Annotated in this window: 14 protein-coding genes and 1 pseudogene; 4 read left to right on the top strand and 11 right to left on the bottom strand. The window is 64.0% G+C overall.

Features of this window, described 5'->3' with window-relative positions; genetic code table 11:
* Positions 1 to 9 precede the first annotated feature (9 nt).
* Together BRAGE_RS0125050 and BRAGE_RS0125055 are read right to left on the bottom strand one after the other, a co-directional pair.
* Positions 10 to 2,214: an amylo-alpha-1,6-glucosidase gene (locus BRAGE_RS0125050; RefSeq protein WP_027558444.1), complete on the bottom strand. Its 2,205-nt coding sequence runs from the start codon at positions 2,212 to 2,214 to the stop codon at positions 10 to 12.
* Positions 2,215 to 2,270: 56 nt separating this feature from the next.
* Positions 2,271 to 4,034: an ABC transporter ATP-binding protein gene (locus tag BRAGE_RS0125055; protein ID WP_027558443.1), complete on the bottom strand. Its 1,764-nt coding sequence runs from the start codon at positions 4,032 to 4,034 to the stop codon at positions 2,271 to 2,273.
* 277 nt (positions 4,035 to 4,311) lie between these two features.
* Between BRAGE_RS0125055 and BRAGE_RS0125065 the strand changes: the two genes are divergently transcribed.
* Complete coding sequence (locus BRAGE_RS0125065; protein ID WP_027558442.1) at positions 4,312 to 5,382, top strand: glycosyltransferase family 4 protein; 1,071 nt, start codon at positions 4,312 to 4,314, stop codon at positions 5,380 to 5,382.
* A gap of 190 nt (positions 5,383 to 5,572) precedes the next feature.
* Here the strand turns inward: BRAGE_RS0125065 and BRAGE_RS0125070 are convergent, their stop codons facing one another.
* The 5 genes and pseudogenes from BRAGE_RS0125070 to BRAGE_RS0125085 all read right to left on the bottom strand — a co-directional run bounded on the left by BRAGE_RS0125070 (position 5,573) and on the right by BRAGE_RS0125085 (position 11,914).
* Positions 5,573 to 7,501 (bottom strand): alkyl/aryl-sulfatase, encoded by a 1,929-nt coding sequence (locus BRAGE_RS0125070; RefSeq protein WP_027558441.1) that lies wholly within the window; start codon positions 7,499 to 7,501, stop codon positions 5,573 to 5,575.
* Positions 7,502 to 7,804: 303 nt separating this feature from the next.
* Positions 7,805 to 9,088, bottom strand: a complete 1,284-nt coding sequence (locus BRAGE_RS57735) for a TRAP transporter large permease subunit (RefSeq protein WP_027558440.1) — start codon at positions 9,086 to 9,088, stop codon at positions 7,805 to 7,807.
* 240 nt (positions 9,089 to 9,328) lie between these two features.
* A pseudogene (locus BRAGE_RS57740) lies at positions 9,329 to 9,697 on the bottom strand (TRAP transporter small permease); the annotation flags it as partial.
* A 235-nt stretch (positions 9,698 to 9,932) separates the two neighbouring features.
* Entirely contained in the window at positions 9,933 to 10,943 is a 1,011-nt protein-coding gene (locus BRAGE_RS0125080; RefSeq protein WP_027558439.1) for a DctP family TRAP transporter solute-binding subunit, read from the bottom strand.
* Positions 10,944 to 11,143: 200 nt separating this feature from the next.
* Positions 11,144 to 11,914: a methyltransferase domain-containing protein gene (locus BRAGE_RS0125085; RefSeq protein WP_027558438.1), complete on the bottom strand. Its 771-nt coding sequence runs from the start codon at positions 11,912 to 11,914 to the stop codon at positions 11,144 to 11,146.
* A gap of 139 nt (positions 11,915 to 12,053) precedes the next feature.
* Here BRAGE_RS0125085 and BRAGE_RS0125090 point away from each other — a divergent pair, with 139 nt between their 5' ends.
* On the top strand, positions 12,054 to 12,797 hold the full coding sequence (locus BRAGE_RS0125090) for an SDR family NAD(P)-dependent oxidoreductase (protein WP_027558437.1): 744 nt from the start codon (positions 12,054 to 12,056) through the stop codon (positions 12,795 to 12,797).
* A gap of 85 nt (positions 12,798 to 12,882) precedes the next feature.
* Here the strand turns inward: BRAGE_RS0125090 and BRAGE_RS0125095 are convergent, their stop codons facing one another.
* The 3 genes from BRAGE_RS0125095 to BRAGE_RS54750 form a co-directional block, all read right to left on the bottom strand.
* Positions 12,883 to 13,080, bottom strand: a complete 198-nt coding sequence (locus tag BRAGE_RS0125095) for a hypothetical protein (RefSeq protein ID WP_027558436.1) — start codon at positions 13,078 to 13,080, stop codon at positions 12,883 to 12,885.
* Positions 13,081 to 13,213: 133 nt separating this feature from the next.
* Positions 13,214 to 13,468, bottom strand: coding sequence for a hypothetical protein (locus BRAGE_RS49190; protein ID WP_063617168.1), 255 nt, complete (start codon positions 13,466 to 13,468; stop codon positions 13,214 to 13,216).
* An 18-nt stretch (positions 13,469 to 13,486) separates the two neighbouring features.
* On the bottom strand, positions 13,487 to 13,657 hold the full coding sequence (locus tag BRAGE_RS54750) for a hypothetical protein (protein WP_156950872.1): 171 nt from the start codon (positions 13,655 to 13,657) through the stop codon (positions 13,487 to 13,489).
* 501 nt (positions 13,658 to 14,158) lie between these two features.
* Here BRAGE_RS54750 and BRAGE_RS0125110 point away from each other — a divergent pair.
* Together BRAGE_RS0125110 and BRAGE_RS49195 are read left to right on the top strand one after the other, a co-directional pair.
* Positions 14,159 to 14,584, top strand: coding sequence for a helix-turn-helix domain-containing protein (locus tag BRAGE_RS0125110; RefSeq protein WP_231164372.1), 426 nt, complete (start codon positions 14,159 to 14,161; stop codon positions 14,582 to 14,584).
* Positions 14,585 to 14,715: 131 nt separating this feature from the next.
* Positions 14,716 to 15,156 (top strand): hypothetical protein, encoded by a 441-nt coding sequence (locus BRAGE_RS49195; protein ID WP_027558434.1) that lies wholly within the window; start codon positions 14,716 to 14,718, stop codon positions 15,154 to 15,156.
* A 197-nt stretch (positions 15,157 to 15,353) separates the two neighbouring features.
* Here the strand turns inward: BRAGE_RS49195 and cax are convergent, their stop codons facing one another.
* Positions 15,354 to 16,454, bottom strand: a complete 1,101-nt coding sequence (gene cax / locus BRAGE_RS0125120) for a calcium/proton exchanger (RefSeq protein ID WP_028146356.1) — start codon at positions 16,452 to 16,454, stop codon at positions 15,354 to 15,356.
* Positions 16,455 to 16,642 lie beyond the last annotated feature (188 nt).

Raw genomic sequence — 16,642 nt, forward strand, 5'->3', positions numbered from 1 at the left:
TGCGCGCGATCAGCGCGCCAGCACGATCGAGACCTGGATCTGGCCGCGCGTGCGCAACACCTCCAGCGCGACGTCGTCGCCGTGGCGGCTGACGCGCAGATCGACGCTGGACTCGCCGAGGCGCAGATCGCGCAGGATCACCTCGTTCAGGAATGCCGGCAGATGCGGATTGCGCAGGCGGATCTCGCCGCGCGCCACATCGAACTCGATGCCGAGCGCCGCCTCCAGCAGCGTGAACGGCGTCGCGCTGGCCCAGGCCTGCGGCGCACAGGCGACCGGATAGAGCGTCGGGCCGCGCCGCTTCTCGCGCCGGAAGCCACAGAACAGCTCGGGCAGCCGGCGCAGATCCATGTAGGTCGCAGCGTCGAACAGGCCCTTGAAGACATGCGCGACCGAATGCTTGAGGCCGTAGCGCGCGAGCCCGAGCGCGATCAGCGCGTTGTCGTGCGGCCAGACCGAGCCGTCATGATAGGACATCGGGTTGTAGCGCACCTCGCCTTGCGCGACGGTGCGGATGCCCCAGCCGGAGAAGAAGTGCGGCCGCATCAGATCGGCGGCGACGAGGCGCGCGCGATCCTCGCGGATCATGCCGCTGAACAGCACCTGCCCGGCATTCGAGGTGCGCACCTTGCACGGCCGCTTCTTGCCGTCGAGCGCGAGCGCATAGGTGCCGAGCTCCTCGCACCAGAACGCCTTTTCGAAGCGCTCGGCCAGCGCGTTGGCTTCGGCCTCAAGCTTGCGCACTCGGTCCGGCTTGCCGAGCCGCAGCGCGCAACGCGCGGCAAGCTGCTTGGCCGCGTAGACGTAGCCCTGGACTTCGGCGAGCGCGATATTGCCTTCCGCGAGCTGGCCGTCGGCGTGGAAGATCGCGTCGTAGGAATCCTTCCAGCCCTGGTTGGCCAGTCCCTTTTCCGTCGCGCGCTGGTATTCGACGAAGCCGTCCTGATCGGGATCGCCCGGACCGTCGATCCAGGCGAGGCCCGCCTCGATCGCCGGCCACAGCTCGATCAGCGTCGCTGCATCGCCGGTGCGCTCGAAATAGCTGCCGGCGAGCAGGATGAACAAGGCGGTGGAATCGACGCTGCCGTAATATTGCGAGAACGGCACCTCGCGCAGCGCCGCCATCTCGCCGCCGCGCATCTCGTGCAGGATCTTTCCGGGCGCCGCGTCGGCAAGCGGATCGACCGTCTTGGCCTGGAAATGGGCGAGCCGCCTGAGGACGCCCTTGGCGACGCGCGGGTCGACCCACAGCATCTGCAGCGCGGTGATCAGCCCGTCGCGACCGAAGGTCGTCGAATACCAGGGAATGCCGGCATAGGGATAACGCCCCTGCGGCGTCTCCGTCATCAGCATGTTGAGGTCGGCCATGGCCTGGCACAGCACCTCGTTGAAGATGTTGTTCGAGGTTTCGATGCTGGCCGCGCCCATCGTCGACTGCCGCATCTCGCGGCGATGGGCGAGCAAGCCCCTGAAGAAACGCGCGGGCTTTTCCGTGACCGGCCGGTTGCAGGACACGGCGACGAACAGCGATTTCGATTGATGCGGATCGAGCTCGACCTGCCAGGTCGCGGCGTTCACCGACAGCCGTGTCGGACGCGGGTCGAAATGCAAACCGGTCGTGCGCTCGGCATCGTCGAGGCCGCGATAGTCGAACAGCACGTCGGTCGGCCCGAGCAGCTTGCTCGTGCCGGTGCCCCGGCGCGGCCGCTGTTCGCCGCGGACCTCGAACAGGTCGGCAAAATCGTTGTCGAACAGCAGCGTCAGCTCGAAGCTCGCCGGCCGCTCGCCATGGTTCTGCACGCCGATGCGTTGATAGGCCGAGCCGTGCCACAGGAAGATCGTGCGCACGATGTGCAGCAGATCCTTCTGCAGCACGAGGGCGCCCTCGCGGTAGATGTCGGGATTGGTGAGATCGACCGTCAGCGCCGAATTGTCGTCGCGTAAGTTGGAGCCGAGCAGCAGCGGCTGGAGGTCGTTGAGCACGAGTTCCAGCCGCGCCAGGTAGCGCGTGTCATGGTGGAACAGGCCGTCCGGCCCGCCGGCCGAGGCGCCGATGTCGCCGTGGCTGTCGAGCACGATGAAGGTGTCGTCGTGCTTGAGCGAACGCCGCGGCCGCGCCGACGGCCCCGTCATCGGGATGTAGAACGGCTGCTCCGCGACCTGCTCCACGGTCCGCGTCACAGAGACGAATTTGGTGACGACTTCGGCTGCCATGAGCTGCTCCCCTGCCTTGTTTCGAAACGCAACCAACGCAGACGCAACTGTTGGGTTTACGCGGCGAACTTCGCGAGCCGGCTCATTTCCTGCGTCACCAGCTCACGGTACGGACCGTGACCCTGCATCAGGCGGTCGGGCGCGCCGTCCTCGATGATCTTGCCATTCCTCAGCACGATCACACGGTCGAAATTGCGCAGCGTCGCGAGCCGATGCGCGATCGCGATCACGGTGCGGCCGCGCATCAGGCGCGACAGCGCCTCGCGGATCGCTTCCTCCGACTCGCTGTCCAGCGCCGCCGTCGCCTCGTCCAGCAGCAGGATCGGCGCATCCTTCAGGAAGGCGCGTGCGATCGCGATGCGTTGGCGCTGGCCGCCGGACATCTTCACACCGCGGTCGCCGACCATGGTGTCGAGCCCCTCAGGCAGAGTTTCCACGAAATCGCAGCGGGCGGCAATGGCCGCGCGCAGCACCTCGTCGTCCGTCGCGTTGGGGCGGCCGTAGCGGATGTTCTCGCGGATGGAACGGTGGAACAGCGAGATATCCTGCGGCACGACCGAGATCGCCTCGCGCAGGCTGAGCTGGGTCACCATCGAGACGTCCTGGCCGTCGACGGTGATGCTGCCCTCGTCGACGTCGTAGAAGCGCTGAAGCAGCGTGAACAGGGTCGACTTGCCGCCGCCGGACTGGCCGACCAGGCCGACGCGCTGGCCGGGCTGCAGCCGCAGGCTGAACCGCTCGAAGATCTTCTCGCCGCCGGGATAGCCGAAGGTGACGTTGTTGAACGCAATCGCCGCGCCGCTCTTCACCAGCGGCTCCGCCTCGGGGTGATCGCGTAGCTCATGCGGCACCAGGAGGGTCGCGATGGCCTCGGTCAGCCGTGCGACATGCTGGGTGACGTCGACCAGCGCCACCGCGAGATCGCGCGTGGCGTTGAGGATGGACAGGCCGAGGGTGCAGACCAGCACGACGTCGCCGGTGGTCGCCTCACCCTGCTGCCAGAGCGTGATCGCCCAGGCCATCAGCGCAACGGTCAGGACGACTGTCACACCGGCATGGGTGAGCCGCAGCTTCTCCAGATAGCGCAGGCTGCGGCCGCGCGCGGTAAGCTCGCGGTTGACGGTAGCGTCGAACCGCTCGTGCTCGTGGCTGATGCCGCAGAAGGCGCGGACCAGCGGCATATTGCTGATGACGTCAATCATCTCGCCGTCGACCACGGCCGCCTTGTCGGCGAAATCGTCATGCAGGGGCTTGCCCGCCGCGGCCAGATGGAACATCGCGATCACCATCCCGCCGGCGATCACGATCAGGCCGAGCGCCATATAAGGACTGACGGTTCCGATCAGCATGATTGCCGCAACTGTGGCAATGCATGGCGGCAGCACATTCCAGACGAACATGTTCTCGACGGTGAACACCGCATTCGAGGTCGCCGTGATGCGGCTCGTCAGCATGCCTGGCATGCGGTCGGAGAAATAGCTCGGCGCGTGTCCCGTCAGGTGACGAAATATGTCACGGCGCAAATCGCCCGTGACACGAACGAAGGTGAAGCTCGCGGTCCAGCTCGCGATCCGCCACAGGAAGTTGTCGGCAGCGATCAGCGACATGAGCAAAATGAATGCCAGCCATACGCTACCACCATGCGATGTTCCCGACGACAGACTGTCGACGAGAGATTTGACGCCGTACTGCGTGCCCACGGAGCAGGCAACGGCTGCGACGACAGCAGTCAGGATCACGAGATGCGACGCGAGACGACGCCGAAGATAGCGCAAGACAAAGGCAAATGGCCTGCGCGCGTATCCAGAAAGCTGATCCATATGGCACTCGACCCCGTGTGATGATTTCCAGTTTTGTGGCTGACCGACAGAACATCGACCAGCTCGCCTCGGTTCCCGGGCAGGCTGATCACGACATGCGGATGCGGACGATCTGCGAAGACGAGATGGCAGCATCGAGACAGGTGCGAGATGTGTCCAATAAGTAACGTTTGTTGAGAGGAACTTCGCAACTGCGGGAACGTTCCCTTAGCTGGCATTGCCGGTGCCGTACGCGCTGGGGGTTTTCAATATTCATGATCGCAGAGGAGAAGGTGAGATGCGCATCGCGCAGGTAGCTCCGTTGACGGAGGCTGTTCCACCCAAGCTGTATGGCGGCACCGAGCGGGTGGTGCATTGGTTGACGGAAGAGCTGGTTGCCCTTGGACACGACGTCACACTGTTCGCCAGCGGCGACTCGAAGACGTCGGCGAAGCTGGATGCCCTATGGCCGCGAGCGCTGCGCCTCGACGGTTCCGTGCGCGATCCCAACGCGTTGCACATGGTGCTGCTGGAGCGGGTGCGGCAGAAATGTGACGACGAGGAGTTCGACTTCCTCCACTTTCATCTCGACTATTATCCCTGGTCGCTGTTCTACCGGCAGCCGACACCGTTTGTGACCACGCTGCACGGCCGGCTCGACCTGCCGGAGCATCAGCCGGTGTTCGACACCTTCTCCAAGATGCCCGTGATCTCGATCTCGAACGCGCAGCGGCGGCCGGTGCCGCAGGCGAACTGGGTGACGACGATCCATCACGGCCTGCCCGAGAATCTGCTGACGCCGAAGCCGGCCAAGCAGGAATATCTCGCCGTGCTCGGCCGCATCGCTCCGGAGAAGGGCGTCGACCGCGCCATCAAGATCGCGACCCATTGCGGCATCCCGCTGAAGATCGCGGCCAAGGTCGATCGCGCCGACCAGGACTATTATGACGAGCTGATCAAGCCGATGATCGTGAACAATCCGCTGGTGGAGTTCATCGGCGAGATCAGCGACCACGAGAAGTCGGACTTCCTCAGCGGCGCGCTCGGACTTCTGCTGCCGATCGACTGGCCGGAGCCGTTCGGCCTCGTCATGATCGAGGCCATGGCCTGCGGGACGCCGGTCGTCGCCTTCAATCGCGGCTCCGTGCCGGAGATCATCGACGAGGGCCTCACCGGCTTCGTGGTCGAGGACATCCTCAGCGCGGCCGGTGTGGTCAACCGTCTTCCGAGCCTGAATCGCTCCGCGATCCGCAAGCAGTTTGAGTCGCGCTTCACCGCGCGGCGGATGGCGCTCGACTATCTCGCGGCCTATCGCAGCCTGACCGAGGAGCAAGCACCGCGGATCAAGCTGGTGAGCAGCGCGGAGTAAGCGGCTCCACAAACGGTGTCGTCCCGGACAAGCGAAGCGCCGATCCGGGACCCATAACCACAGGGCGTTGTTTGGCGACGACTCGGAGTGACCGGTCTCGTACAAAATTCCTCCCTGTGGTTATGGGTCCCGGGTTCGCGCTGCGCGCGCCCCGGGACGAGAGTTGTGTGTGCCGCGCGTTCAACGCGCCCTACACCACCACCGTCCGCTTCGGCTCCACGATCTCGAACATCCGCGGAAACTCATCCATCAGGCCCATCAGCTCGGCGAGCTTCATCGGGTTGCCCGACAGCTTGATCTTGCCGGCCGCCACCGCTTCCGGAAAGCTCGTCCGCTTCGCAATGACCTCATCGAGCGTCGCGCGCGCCAACGTGAAGCTGGCATCGGCGCCTTCGGCCTGCACGCCCTCGGTATAGGTCAGCGCGCAATTCTCCAGATTGAGCACGAAGGTCTCGCCGGTATCCGAAAAGCTCCAGTTCAGCACGATGCGCTTTCCTTCCGCCTTCGGACCGTTGAGGCGGATGCCGAGCACGTCCCAGAGCTGCCCGGTGCGCAGCGCGGCCAGCGTCTCGCGCGGCATCGGCGGACGCGGCAGGGCCTTCGGCATGCCCTGGCGCAATTCCTGCGCGCCGAACAGATAGGCGTTGCGCCACGTCGCGCTCTCGGCGGCATAGCCGAGCTGCTCCAGCGTGTCCGCCAGCAGCGCGCGCGCCACCTGATTGTCCGGCTCGGCGAAGACGAGATGGCCGAGCGCCTGCGCGACGAAGCGGAATTCACCCTTGTCGAAATCCGCACGCGCCCGCGTCAGGATCGCGTCGGCGCCGCCCATGTACTCGACATACTTCTTGCCTGATTCCACCGGCGGCAGCGGATCGAGATTGACTGGGTTGGCGTCATACCAGCCGAGATACTTTTGGTAGATCGCCTTCACATTGTGCCTGATATGGCCGTAATAGCCGCGGCCGTGCCAGGCGCCTTCGAGGCTCTTTGGCAACTGGATCGTCTCGGCGATCTCCGTCGCCGTGAGGCCGTGGTTCATCAGGCGGATGGTCTGGTCATGCGCGAACTTGTAGAGATCGCGCTGCTGCCGGATCATGGTGCCGATGCGCTCGCGTCCCCACACCGGCCAGTGATGCTGACCGCACATCGCCTCCGCCTTGCCGTCCCACAGCTGCAAGGCCTCATTCAGGTATTTCGACCAGGCCAGCGCGTCGCGCACGTCGGCGCCGCGGAACGGCAAGAGATTGTGAAAATTGTGGGTGCAGTTCTCGGCGAGGTTCAACAGCTTGTAGCGCGGGATGAAGAAGTGCATCTCCGCCGGCGCTTCGCTGTTCGGCGCCATCTGGAATTCGAACTCGACGCCGTCGATGACGCGCCTGTCTCCGGTCGCCATGATCAGATCGGTCGGACGCAGCAGCGCGACCGCGCCCGCCGCCATCGACTTGCCGAGGCCGCAATCGACCTGGCCTCGTGCCCCCTTGGCCAGGAACGGCCCGAATTGGTACTGCGCCCGGCGCAGCATCGCGGGGCCCGCGATGATGTTCTCGGAGACGGCGTGCTCCATGAACAGGTTCGGCGCGATGATCGGCACACGCCCGGTCGCGAGAGCATCTTCCTGCAGCACGCCGCGCGCGCCGCCCCAATGGTCGGTGTGGGTATGGGTGAAGATCACGGCCGCAACCGGCCTCGTGCCGCGATGCGCAAAATAGAGGTCGAGCGCGGCACGCGCGCCTTCGATTGAGGTCAGCGTGTCCACCACGATGACGCCGCGATCGCCCTCGATCAGCGTCATGTTGGCGATGTCGAGCCCGCGCACCTGGTAGACGCCGGGCACGACCTCGAACAGCCCATGCTGCATGTTGAGCCGCGACTGCCGCCACAGGCTGGGATTGACCGTCGGCGGCGCCTGCTCGGCAGACAGGAAGCCGTAAGGCTCGAGGCTCCAGACCGTGCGCCCTTGCGGATTTGTCACCTTCGCGTTGTCGATCGTGCCGAGAAAGCCGCGCGCTGCATCGTCGAAATCCCGTGTGTCGGAAAACGGCAGCGCGTTGAGCATGCTCTCATGCTGCGCGATGACGGACGGCGTTGCGTCCTTCGGCTCGCTGCTGAGTTCAGTCATCTTGCGTCCTCCCGGCCTGATGCGCGGCATCTAACCGCATCTCGCGGATGATTGCCATCGCTGACCGAGACAGCACAGGTGCCCTTCCCTTCTCCCCTTGCGGGAGAAGGTGGCATAGGCGGCCCATGGCCGCCGTTCTTAAGAGGACGCCGAAGCGACGCTTCGGCTATGGCGCCGGATGAGGGATCTCTCTCCGCTCACAACAGTGCTCGTGAGGATGGATAGCCCGTCACCCGTCTCGCCGCTATGCGGCGAGCCACCCTCTCCCGCAAGGGGAGAGGGTGCACCGTCCATGCGGCAACGCTAGTGCATCCCCAGCACCCTTGGCAGCCACAGCGTCAAATCCGGCCAATAGGTCACGATGACGAGGAAGCCGAGCATGGTGATCAGCCACGGCATCACCGCGACCGCAAGATCGGTGATGCGCATTCGCGCTATCATGGATGCGACGTAGAGGTTCAGGCCGACAGGCGGATGGCAGAGGCCGACCTCCATGTTGACGTCCATGACGATGCCGAAATGGACGAGGTCGATGCCGAGCTTCTTGGCTGCCGGCGCCAGGATCGGGGCCATGATCAGGATGATCGAGTTCGGCTCCATGAAGTTGCCGGCGAGCAGCAAGAGGATGTTGACCACCAGCAGGAAGCCGACCCAGCCGAGATTCTGCGCCGCGATCCAGTCGGCGAGCGTCGCCGGCAGGTTCTCGTTGGAGAGCACGAAGGAGAACAGCACCGCGTTGGTGACGATGTAGAGCAGCATCGCGCTGGTGTTGGCGGCGCGCAGCAGCACCCGCGGCACATCCACCATCTTGATCGCCTTGTAGACGAACACCGCGATGACGAAGGAGTAGACCGCGGCCATCGCGGCCGCCTCGGTGGCGGTGAACAGGCCGCTATAGATGCCGCCGATGATGATGACGACCAGCATCAATCCCCAGATGCTCTCGCGGAAAGTGCGGACGGTTTCGCCCCAGGTCGCTTTCGGCAGCCGCGGATAGTCGCGATTGCGGGCGAGCCACCAGGTGACGATGCAGAGCATGGTCGTCAGCAGGATGCCGGGGAGCAGGCCTGCAACGAACAGCGCGCCGATCGAGGTGTTGGTCGAGACCGCGTAGACGATCTTCGGGATCGACGGCAGCATCAGGATGCCGAGCGAGCCGGCGACCGTGATGATGCCGGCGCCGAAGCGCATCGGATAGCCGTGCCGGACCATCTCGGGCAGCACGATGGCGCCGATCGCGGCCACCGTCGCGACGCTCGAGCCGCAGACCAGCGCGAACATAGCGCAGGCGACGATGCCGGCGAGGCCGAGGCCGCCATACCAGTGACCGATCAACGAGGTCGCGAAATTGATCATGCGGCGCGCGACGCCGCCATGGGTGAGGAAATTGCCGGCGAGGATGAAGAACGGGATCGCCATGATCTCGAAGCCCTCGATGCCCGTGAAGAGCTTCATCGAGACCGCCTCGATCGGCACCGTGGTCAGAGTGAACAGGAACGTCATCACGGTGAGGCCGAGCGCGATCGAGACCGGGATGCCGGTCAGCATCAGCGCGATCAGCAGCGCGAACACGGTCGCGGCACGCATCCAGTGCGGCAGCACCACCACGCCGAACTTTTCGGCAAGGCACATCATGAAGATCAGGACCGGCGCCATGATCAGGATGACGCCGAGCGGCGAGACTTTTCGCGCGGCGGCCCGGGTTGCGGCACCGGCGGGTTGCGGATGCAGCGCCGGCGAGGCGTCGGCCTCGACGCCCTCGACATGACTCTCGTCGTGATGCGGCAGCTCGCCGGTCCAATAGTAGATCCACGAGACCTGGAGGAAGCGGAAGCACATCAAGCCCGAGCCGAGCGGGATCGCCAGATAGACGAACCACATCGGCGCTTCCAGATCGTTGGACTGCTGGCCGGTGTGGAACATCTCGCGCACGAACGAGGCGCCGAAGGCGGCGATCATGCCGGTGAACAGCGCGCCGCAGAGCAGCGCGAACAGGATCACGTGCTTGCGCGAATGCTCCGGCAGGCGGTTGACCAGCAGGTCGACGCCGACATGGATGCCGGTGCGCACGCCATAGGCCGCGCCGAACTTCGCCATCCAGATGAACATGTAGATGCAGAGCTCTTGCGCCCAGGACAAATCGAGCTCGGACAGGAAGGTGAACACCGCCATCGACAGCGATGCCAGCCAGCTCATCCCGTGCGCGGCCGCCCATCTGGAAAGGGCGATCGATTCGCCGGCGCCGTAACGGTGCACAACAGCAATGAAGATCAGGCCGGTTGCAGCCGCAATGAGCGTCGCGATCAACCATTCTTCGAGATGGTTGAGCGCCGAATTGAGCACGCGAAGCAAATCAAGATCCCCCTATCGATACGAAACGGCCGGAAGTGCTTGCACTCCCGACCGTTGGTATTGTTCTTCAGGAAACGCGTCAGTTCATCTTGACGTCGAGTTCCTTGGCAACGAGATCGAGCACTTCCTGCCCGACCCGGCCCTTGGCCCATTTATAAGTCGGCTGCATCGCCTCCTGCCATGCCTTGCGGTCGGCGTCGCTGAGATAATGCAGCGTGGTCTTGCCGGTCTTCTTGATCTCGGCGAGCGCATCCTCGTTCTCCTGATGCGCGATCAGATTGGTGTAGTCGGTCGCTTCGTTCATCGCCTTCTCGAGCTGGGCCCGGATGTCGGGCGGCAGGCCGGACCAGAATTTCGAATTGACGATGACGGCATATTGCAGATGCGCGTGATAGGACACGGTGATGTCCTTCTGCACCTCGTAGAACTTCTGCGTCAGATAGTTGGACGCGGTGTTCTCGCAGCCGTCGACCACGCCGGTCTGCAGCGCCTGGTAGACTTCGGAAAACGCCATGATCTGCGGGATCGACCCGAGCAGACGGAAATACTGGTCGGCGATCTTCGAGCCGGAGATGCGGAACTTCAGGCCCTTGAAGTCCTCCGGCTTCATCAGCGGACGGTTCGACGACACCATGTGGAAGCCATTGTCCCAATAAGCGAGCCCGGTGATGCCCTTGGCTTCCAGCTTCTGGAACAGCCATTTGCCGACCGTGCCTTTCATCGCGCTGGAATAGGTCGCATCGTCCTTGAACAGCCAGGGCAGATCGAGCGCCTCGAATTCCTTGATGCCGAGCGGGGCGAATTTCGCGGTCGAGGGCGCCAGCATCTGCACCGAGCCGAGTTGGAGCGCCTCGATCTCCTCCTTGTCCTTGTAGAGCGAGGAGTTCGGATAGACCTCGATCTTGACCTTGCCGTCGGTGTATTTCTCGGCGAGTTCCTTGAACTTCAGCGCGCCCTTCCCCTTCGGGGTGTCATTGGCGACGACGTGGCTGAACTTGATGATGATGGGGCTCTGGGCGAAGGCGGGGACCACGAGGAACGTCGCGAAAGCAAGCGTCGCCGCTGCGACCGCAGGAAGCAGTTTGCGCATGAAGGACCTCCCCAATAACCCCAGAGAACAGGGTCTTTTTTGTTTTGCGTCCCCAGTAGTGGCAGCAATCCGCCACCCTGCCAACTAGACCTAAGCCCAATTTGCCGCAGGCAAGCTATCTTGACGAGTGCCGCATGTGCAACCCGGCACCCGCTCCACGCCAATGGAGCGAGCGCTTATGTCGCATTGCGGCAATGCCATCAGCCTTTGCGCTGGGCGACCATGAACAGACGGCGGAACGGAAACAGCGTCTGTCCTGCGGCATTCTTCGGGTACGCCTTCGCGACCCGCTCCCCGTAGGCCGCTTCGAACGCCGCCTTCTCCTCGCCCTGCAGGACGTCGAGATAGCGCGTCAGCCAGGTCCCCTTGGTCCATTCCTTCACGGGGTTCTCGCCTTCGAGCACCTGGAGATACTCGGTCTCCCAGATGTCGATATTGGCTGACTTCGAAGCAAGGAGATCATGATAGAAGGCCGGCCCCTCCACCGGCGGCGGCGTGACGAGATGCTCGACCTTGGATCGCCAGGGTCCGTTGAGCGCGGTCTCGCCGATCAGCACATGCGACGGCGCCAAAAAGTTGCGCGGCATCTGCACGGCGAGCATGCCGCCGGGCTTCACCTTCTCCATCACCGATGGGAAGAGTGCCGCATGATTGGGCAGCCAGTGCAGTGCGGCATTGGAATAGATCAAATCATACTGTTTCGCCGGACGCCACTGGCCGAGGTCCTCATGTGACCATTCCACATCAGGCGCCGCCTTGCGGCCGGCCGCGACCATCTCGGCCGAACCCTCGACGCCGGTCACGACCGCATCCGGCCAACGCTCCCTGATCAGTTTTGTGACGTTGCCGGCACCGGCACCGAGATCGGCGACCGTGCGCGGGCCAACATCGGGAATTCGCATCAACAGGTCGACGGCGGGCCGCAAGCGGTGGCCAGAGAATTTCAGATATTGCTGCGGATCCCAGACCATTACATGCGCCTTTTCTTTTTCATGTTTCCTTCGCTGTCGCTCTTGGTTACCACTGCTCGTCCTGATCAGGCAATTCGCAAAGCCGGCGGGACGGGCAGGAAACGAACGGCAACAAGCAAAAAAACAAGAGGGCGTTGTTATGGACCTCGGGCTCAAATCGAAAACCGCAGTCGTGACGGGAGCGAGCATCGGCATCGGCCGTGCCATCGCCAAGGGCCTCGCTGCCGAAGGCGTGCGCGTCGTCGGTGTTGCGCGGCGCACCGACCTGCTCGCCGAACTCGTGAAGGAGGTCGGCTCCGGGCTGATCACGCCGTTCGAGCAGGATGTGATGGAAAAGGACGCCGCGGAGAAGATCGCGGCGTTCGCGCTGAAGGAGCTCGGCCATGTCGACATCCTCATCAACAATGCCGGCGGCAGCCGCCCCCTCCCCGTCGATGCGCCCGACAGCAAATGGGACGAGGCGATCGCGCTCAACTTCACCAGCTACCGCCGCATCGCCCACGCGCTGCTGCCGCAGATGATCGCGCGCAAATGGGGCCGCATCGTCAACATCACCGGCAAGTCCGAGCCGGAAGGCCTCAACGCCGCCTTCGCGGCGAAGGCCGCCGTGCACGCCTGGGCCAAGGGCCTGTCGCGCGAGATCGGCGAGCACGGCATCACCATCAACTGCATCCCGCCCGGCCGCATCATGAGCGAGCAGATCCGCCGCAACTATCCGCCGGAGTACCGCGAACGCTTCGCCGAGGAAGAGATCCCGGTCGGCTATTGGGGCGAGCCGGAGGATCTCGCAGCCCTCGCGGTGTTCCTGGCCTCGCCGGTGGCGCGCTACATCACGGGCACGGTGATCCCGGTGGACGGGGGATTACGGAGGTATCAGTTCTAGGGCGGGAGCTCGAGCCTCGTTGCGCTGACCGGCTTCCCGTTGCTTCTTGAAGTCGGTCACGATCTGAAGATCGCGGCCGTCGCACTTAAGGCGCGACGCTGCTCTTGGCGGCGCGGCAGTGCTTTTCGCAGAGCGCCTCCAGCCTGACCCGATCAGGCGGGCTGCGAAGATCGTCGTTCTGATGGAGCAGTTGCTCCAGCTCGAAGGTCTCGTCCGGGGAAAGTCCGGGAAGGATGATCATGCCTTTGGCATTCGTGGTGAACTCGAAATAGCGAGCGCTCATCTGGAATTCCGAAAATGACTTAGGATCAATATCGGCGATCCTAGCGATGGGACGACAATCCGCCAAGGGTCGATAAGAGGCGACGAGGGGCGACCATGCGGCCGGTGCAGGACTTGCACCGCAGAGCGCGCGGTCAGACCGATGTGATCTTCCGCAGCTGCGCGCGCGCGTCGAGGAGGTCGTCCGGTGCGGCGAGATAGGCCGGCCAGTCGATCGGCCTGCAGACCAGGCCGCGGCGGCCGATCTCGCGAAGCAGGCGGTCCGCGCGCTGCTTTGCAGGGACACCTACGAGGCGGGTGCCAGCCAAGGCATCGGCTTGCACCTCGTTGCGGATGAACTCGTACATCCGCAGGATGAAATGATCGGAGAGGCCTTCAAAGTCGTCCATGGTGATCCCAGGCTCGTGTCAAGACAACGTCCATGCGAGGACACGCCAGCTGACCCAGGCGATCGCGCCGATCCAGGCGATCATCGCGCTGCCGACCGCGCCAAAGAACGCGAGCGCGACCAGATAGTCGCTGGTCTGCCGGCGCTGAACGCTGACAGGCGCTGCTTGCGTGGCGGTTCTATCAAGCATTTTGGTCCCTGACGGATGACAGGGATAACGAGCCCAATGCGGATCGACAAATGGACGACGATATTAACCTCACCAGTCAACCTTAAGACGGAACCCGCGCCTCCTCGCGCGAGGCGTCCGACCCGGCGCGAACCGCTGTCTGATGACAAATCAGCCTAGGGCCATGGCTAAAGGATCACAGCTAAGGGCCGTGAGGCGACATCGGCGGCTTGGTTGCGGCCGTGTCGCTCAGCATCTCGAGCTGGCTCGCCAGTGCGCTGAGGCTGCGTGATATGCTCTTCAGGATGGTGGCAGTCCTGGCGGGCAGACCTGCTTCGGTCGCCTTTCGCTTGAAAGCCCTCGCGAGTGCGCGGCACTCTACGGCAGAGGGCAGACTTCTATGCACGGTCGCTTTGACTCCAGCTGACACATCCGCGTTTTCTGCTTCGCGTTTTCCGCGCGTTTTGCAAACGAAGATGCCCCCGCTAAACACAAATGCAAGCAAAAACGAGAGTGGCGAAAATGGCCGGGAAAACCTCAGACAATTCAGATCCAGCATTGGCGAAGCGTCACAAGCAATCGGCGATCATCGGCCGCTTGACCGTGGCCTGCTTCGTGGCGATGCGCAGTGGCTACGCGCGCAAGCATCTCGGGGCGGTGTTTGAAGAGCTGCTGACGGCGCTGGCGATCCGCGTCGCCGACGATCTCGGCGCACCGCCCTTGACGGCTTCCGACCTGTCCAGGCATCTGGGATTGCCGCGCTCCAACGTCCGCCGCTGCCTCGAAGCCCTGATCGAGGAAGGCGTGGTCCGCAAGGAGAATGAACACGGCTACAGGGGAGAGTTGGACTGGCTCGCCTCCCGGATCGATGCGGAGTATTTCCTGATAATCCGCAATGCGATCATCACCGCGGCGGACGAGTTGAAGGCGCTGGACGCGCCCGCGTAACGAGGCCTGCGCAGGCGGCGCCTGGCGGCGGATGCTTGATCTAGATCAAGCTTGCCACGGCACCGCCATTCCGGAATGGTTGTCGATGGCCGCGCACAAGCGCCGCCCCATAGCCAAGGAGATGATCGATCATGACCTCCTCGAACTTCCTGCGTCGCCTCATGCTCGCTGCGGCAAGCACCTTGCTTCTCGGCACGGGCGCCCAGGCCGGGCCGATCCCCACGCATCTGTCGGCGATGAAATCGATGGTCGATCAGGCCACGACCGAAGTGCGTTGGGTCGGCGGCTGGCGCGGCGGCTACGGCTATCGCGGCGGCGGCTACCGCGGTTGGGGTTATCGCGGAGGCTGGGGCTATCGCGGCTACGGCTATCGCGGCCTCGGTTATGGCGTCGCCGGCGCCGTGGTCGGCGGCGCGATCGCGCGGAGCGCCTATTACGGCGGCTATGGTGGCTACTATCCCGCCTACAGCTACGGCTACAGCTACCCGTCCGCATCGTATTACGGTTATGGCGGCAGCTACGGCTACGCCGACGATTATTGCGCGCCCTCCGGCAGCTATTGGGCCTACTAGAGCGTTTTCGAGCGAAGTGGAAGCCGGTTCGCGTGAAGAAACCGCGTCAAAACAAGAATCTAGAGCTTCGGTTCTGATTCAATCAGAACCGAAAATGCTCTAGCCCGTAGGATGGGTAGAGCGCAGCGAAACCCATCGATCGCCGTCCAAATTGAAACGTCATGGGTCTCGCAGGTGCTCTACCCATCCTGCGCACTTCATCCCTCGCCCGCCGGCGGGACCACATAGAGGGTCAGCGCGAACACCGCGTAAATGAGGATCATCAGGGCGCCGACGAACCAGGCCGAGCGTCCGCTCGCGGTGACGAACGCGGACGTGACCGTTGCGATCATCACCATGGTCACCGCGCCCGGCCAGAACTGCAGGTCCATCGGCTTCGGCCCGACGACGTAGCTGAGCAGCACCAGCGCGGGGGCCACGAACAGCGCGATCTGGGAGGCGCTGCCGAGCGCAATGCTGACAGCCATATCGAGCCGGTTCTTGCGCGCCGCGCCGAAGGCCACGGCAAATTCCGCGGCGGCGCCGACCAGCGAGACGACGATGAAGCCGACGAAGGCCGGGCTCATCCCGAAGGTTTCCGCCGCCTTCTGCACCGATTCCACGAAGATTTCGCTGACCAGCGCGACCAGCACGGTGACGACCAGCAGCGTGCCGGCGGCTACTCCGATCGGCCAGTGCGCCTCCTTGTCATCGCCGTGATCGGTGCTTGCGAACAATTCCTTGTGCGTCCCGAGTGAGAACAACAGGCCGAGCCCGTAGGCAATGATCAGCAGGACCGAAATGCTGACACTGAGCTTGTGGATGATCCCGCCGTCCTGCGGCAGGGGCTCGAGATCGGCGACCGCCGAAGGCGCCAGCAGGGCGACGGTCGCCATCAGCAGCAGGCCGGACGAAAGCCGCGCGCCGGCGCGGTTATACTCCTGCACGTGGTAGCGCAGGCCGCCGAGCAGCAGGCAGGCGCCCAGCATGAACACAGCATTGGTGACGATCGCACCCGCAATCGATGCCTTCACCAGCATGTACTGGCCTGCGCGCAGCGCCGCGATGGCGATGATCAGCTCGGTCAGATTGCCGAGCGTGGCATTGAGCAGTCCGCCCACGGCATCGCCGGTCTTGGCGGCGACCGCCTCGGTGGCATGGCTGAGCAGCGCCGCCAGCGGCACGATCGCAAGCACCGCCAGCACGAACAGCAGCGTGTGGGAATGCGGCGCCGCCGCCTCGGCCACCAGCACGATCGGCACGAACACCAGCATCGAGAGCAAAGGGGTATCCCGGATTTCCCTGAGCAGAGTCTGCATATCGGCCGCCCTTTCCATGGATGCTGATGGAAAGGTCCGGCGGGCGAACGGGGGAGTGTTGATCTGGCTCAAACGTAGCCAGGGAGACGCGCCGCTGGACGGCATGAAGCGGGCACCGCGCGTGGTACAAGCGGATGGGGTTGAGCGCATCGAAACCCATCGACGGAGCCAGCGTGGCACGCCGCGGA

Source organism: Bradyrhizobium genosp. SA-4 str. CB756 (assembly GCF_000473125.1).
Lineage (GTDB): Bacteria > Pseudomonadota > Alphaproteobacteria > Rhizobiales > Xanthobacteraceae > Bradyrhizobium > Bradyrhizobium arachidis.

Bases quoted from the DNA above. Each gene is read 5' to 3' on its own strand.
- BRAGE_RS0125095 (WP_027558436.1), bottom strand. From the start codon at position 13,080: ATGAGCGCTCGCTATTTCGAGTTCACCACGAATGCCAAAGGCATGATC.
- BRAGE_RS0125065 (WP_027558442.1), top strand. From the start codon at position 4,312: ATGCGCATCGCGCAGGTAGCTCCGTTGACGGAGGCTGTTCCACCCAAG.
- BRAGE_RS0125085 (WP_027558438.1), bottom strand. From the start codon at position 11,914: ATGGTCTGGGATCCGCAGCAATATCTGAAATTCTCTGGCCACCGCTTG.
- BRAGE_RS54750 (WP_156950872.1), bottom strand. From the start codon at position 13,657: ATGCTTGATAGAACCGCCACGCAAGCAGCGCCTGTCAGCGTTCAGCGC.
- BRAGE_RS0125090 (WP_027558437.1), top strand. From the start codon at position 12,054: ATGGACCTCGGGCTCAAATCGAAAACCGCAGTCGTGACGGGAGCGAGC.
- BRAGE_RS57735 (WP_027558440.1), bottom strand. From the start codon at position 9,088: ATGCGTGCCGCGACCGTGTTCGCGCTGCTGATCGCGCTGATGCTGACC.
- BRAGE_RS49190 (WP_063617168.1), bottom strand. From the start codon at position 13,468: ATGGACGACTTTGAAGGCCTCTCCGATCATTTCATCCTGCGGATGTAC.
- BRAGE_RS0125050 (WP_027558444.1), bottom strand. From the start codon at position 2,214: ATGGCAGCCGAAGTCGTCACCAAATTCGTCTCTGTGACGCGGACCGTG.
- cax (WP_028146356.1), bottom strand. From the start codon at position 16,454: ATGCAGACTCTGCTCAGGGAAATCCGGGATACCCCTTTGCTCTCGATG.
- BRAGE_RS49195 (WP_027558434.1), top strand. From the start codon at position 14,716: ATGACCTCCTCGAACTTCCTGCGTCGCCTCATGCTCGCTGCGGCAAGC.
- BRAGE_RS0125080 (WP_027558439.1), bottom strand. From the start codon at position 10,943: ATGCGCAAACTGCTTCCTGCGGTCGCAGCGGCGACGCTTGCTTTCGCG.
- BRAGE_RS0125110 (WP_231164372.1), top strand. From the start codon at position 14,159: ATGGCCGGGAAAACCTCAGACAATTCAGATCCAGCATTGGCGAAGCGT.
- BRAGE_RS0125055 (WP_027558443.1), bottom strand. From the start codon at position 4,034: ATGGATCAGCTTTCTGGATACGCGCGCAGGCCATTTGCCTTTGTCTTG.
- BRAGE_RS0125070 (WP_027558441.1), bottom strand. From the start codon at position 7,501: ATGACTGAACTCAGCAGCGAGCCGAAGGACGCAACGCCGTCCGTCATC.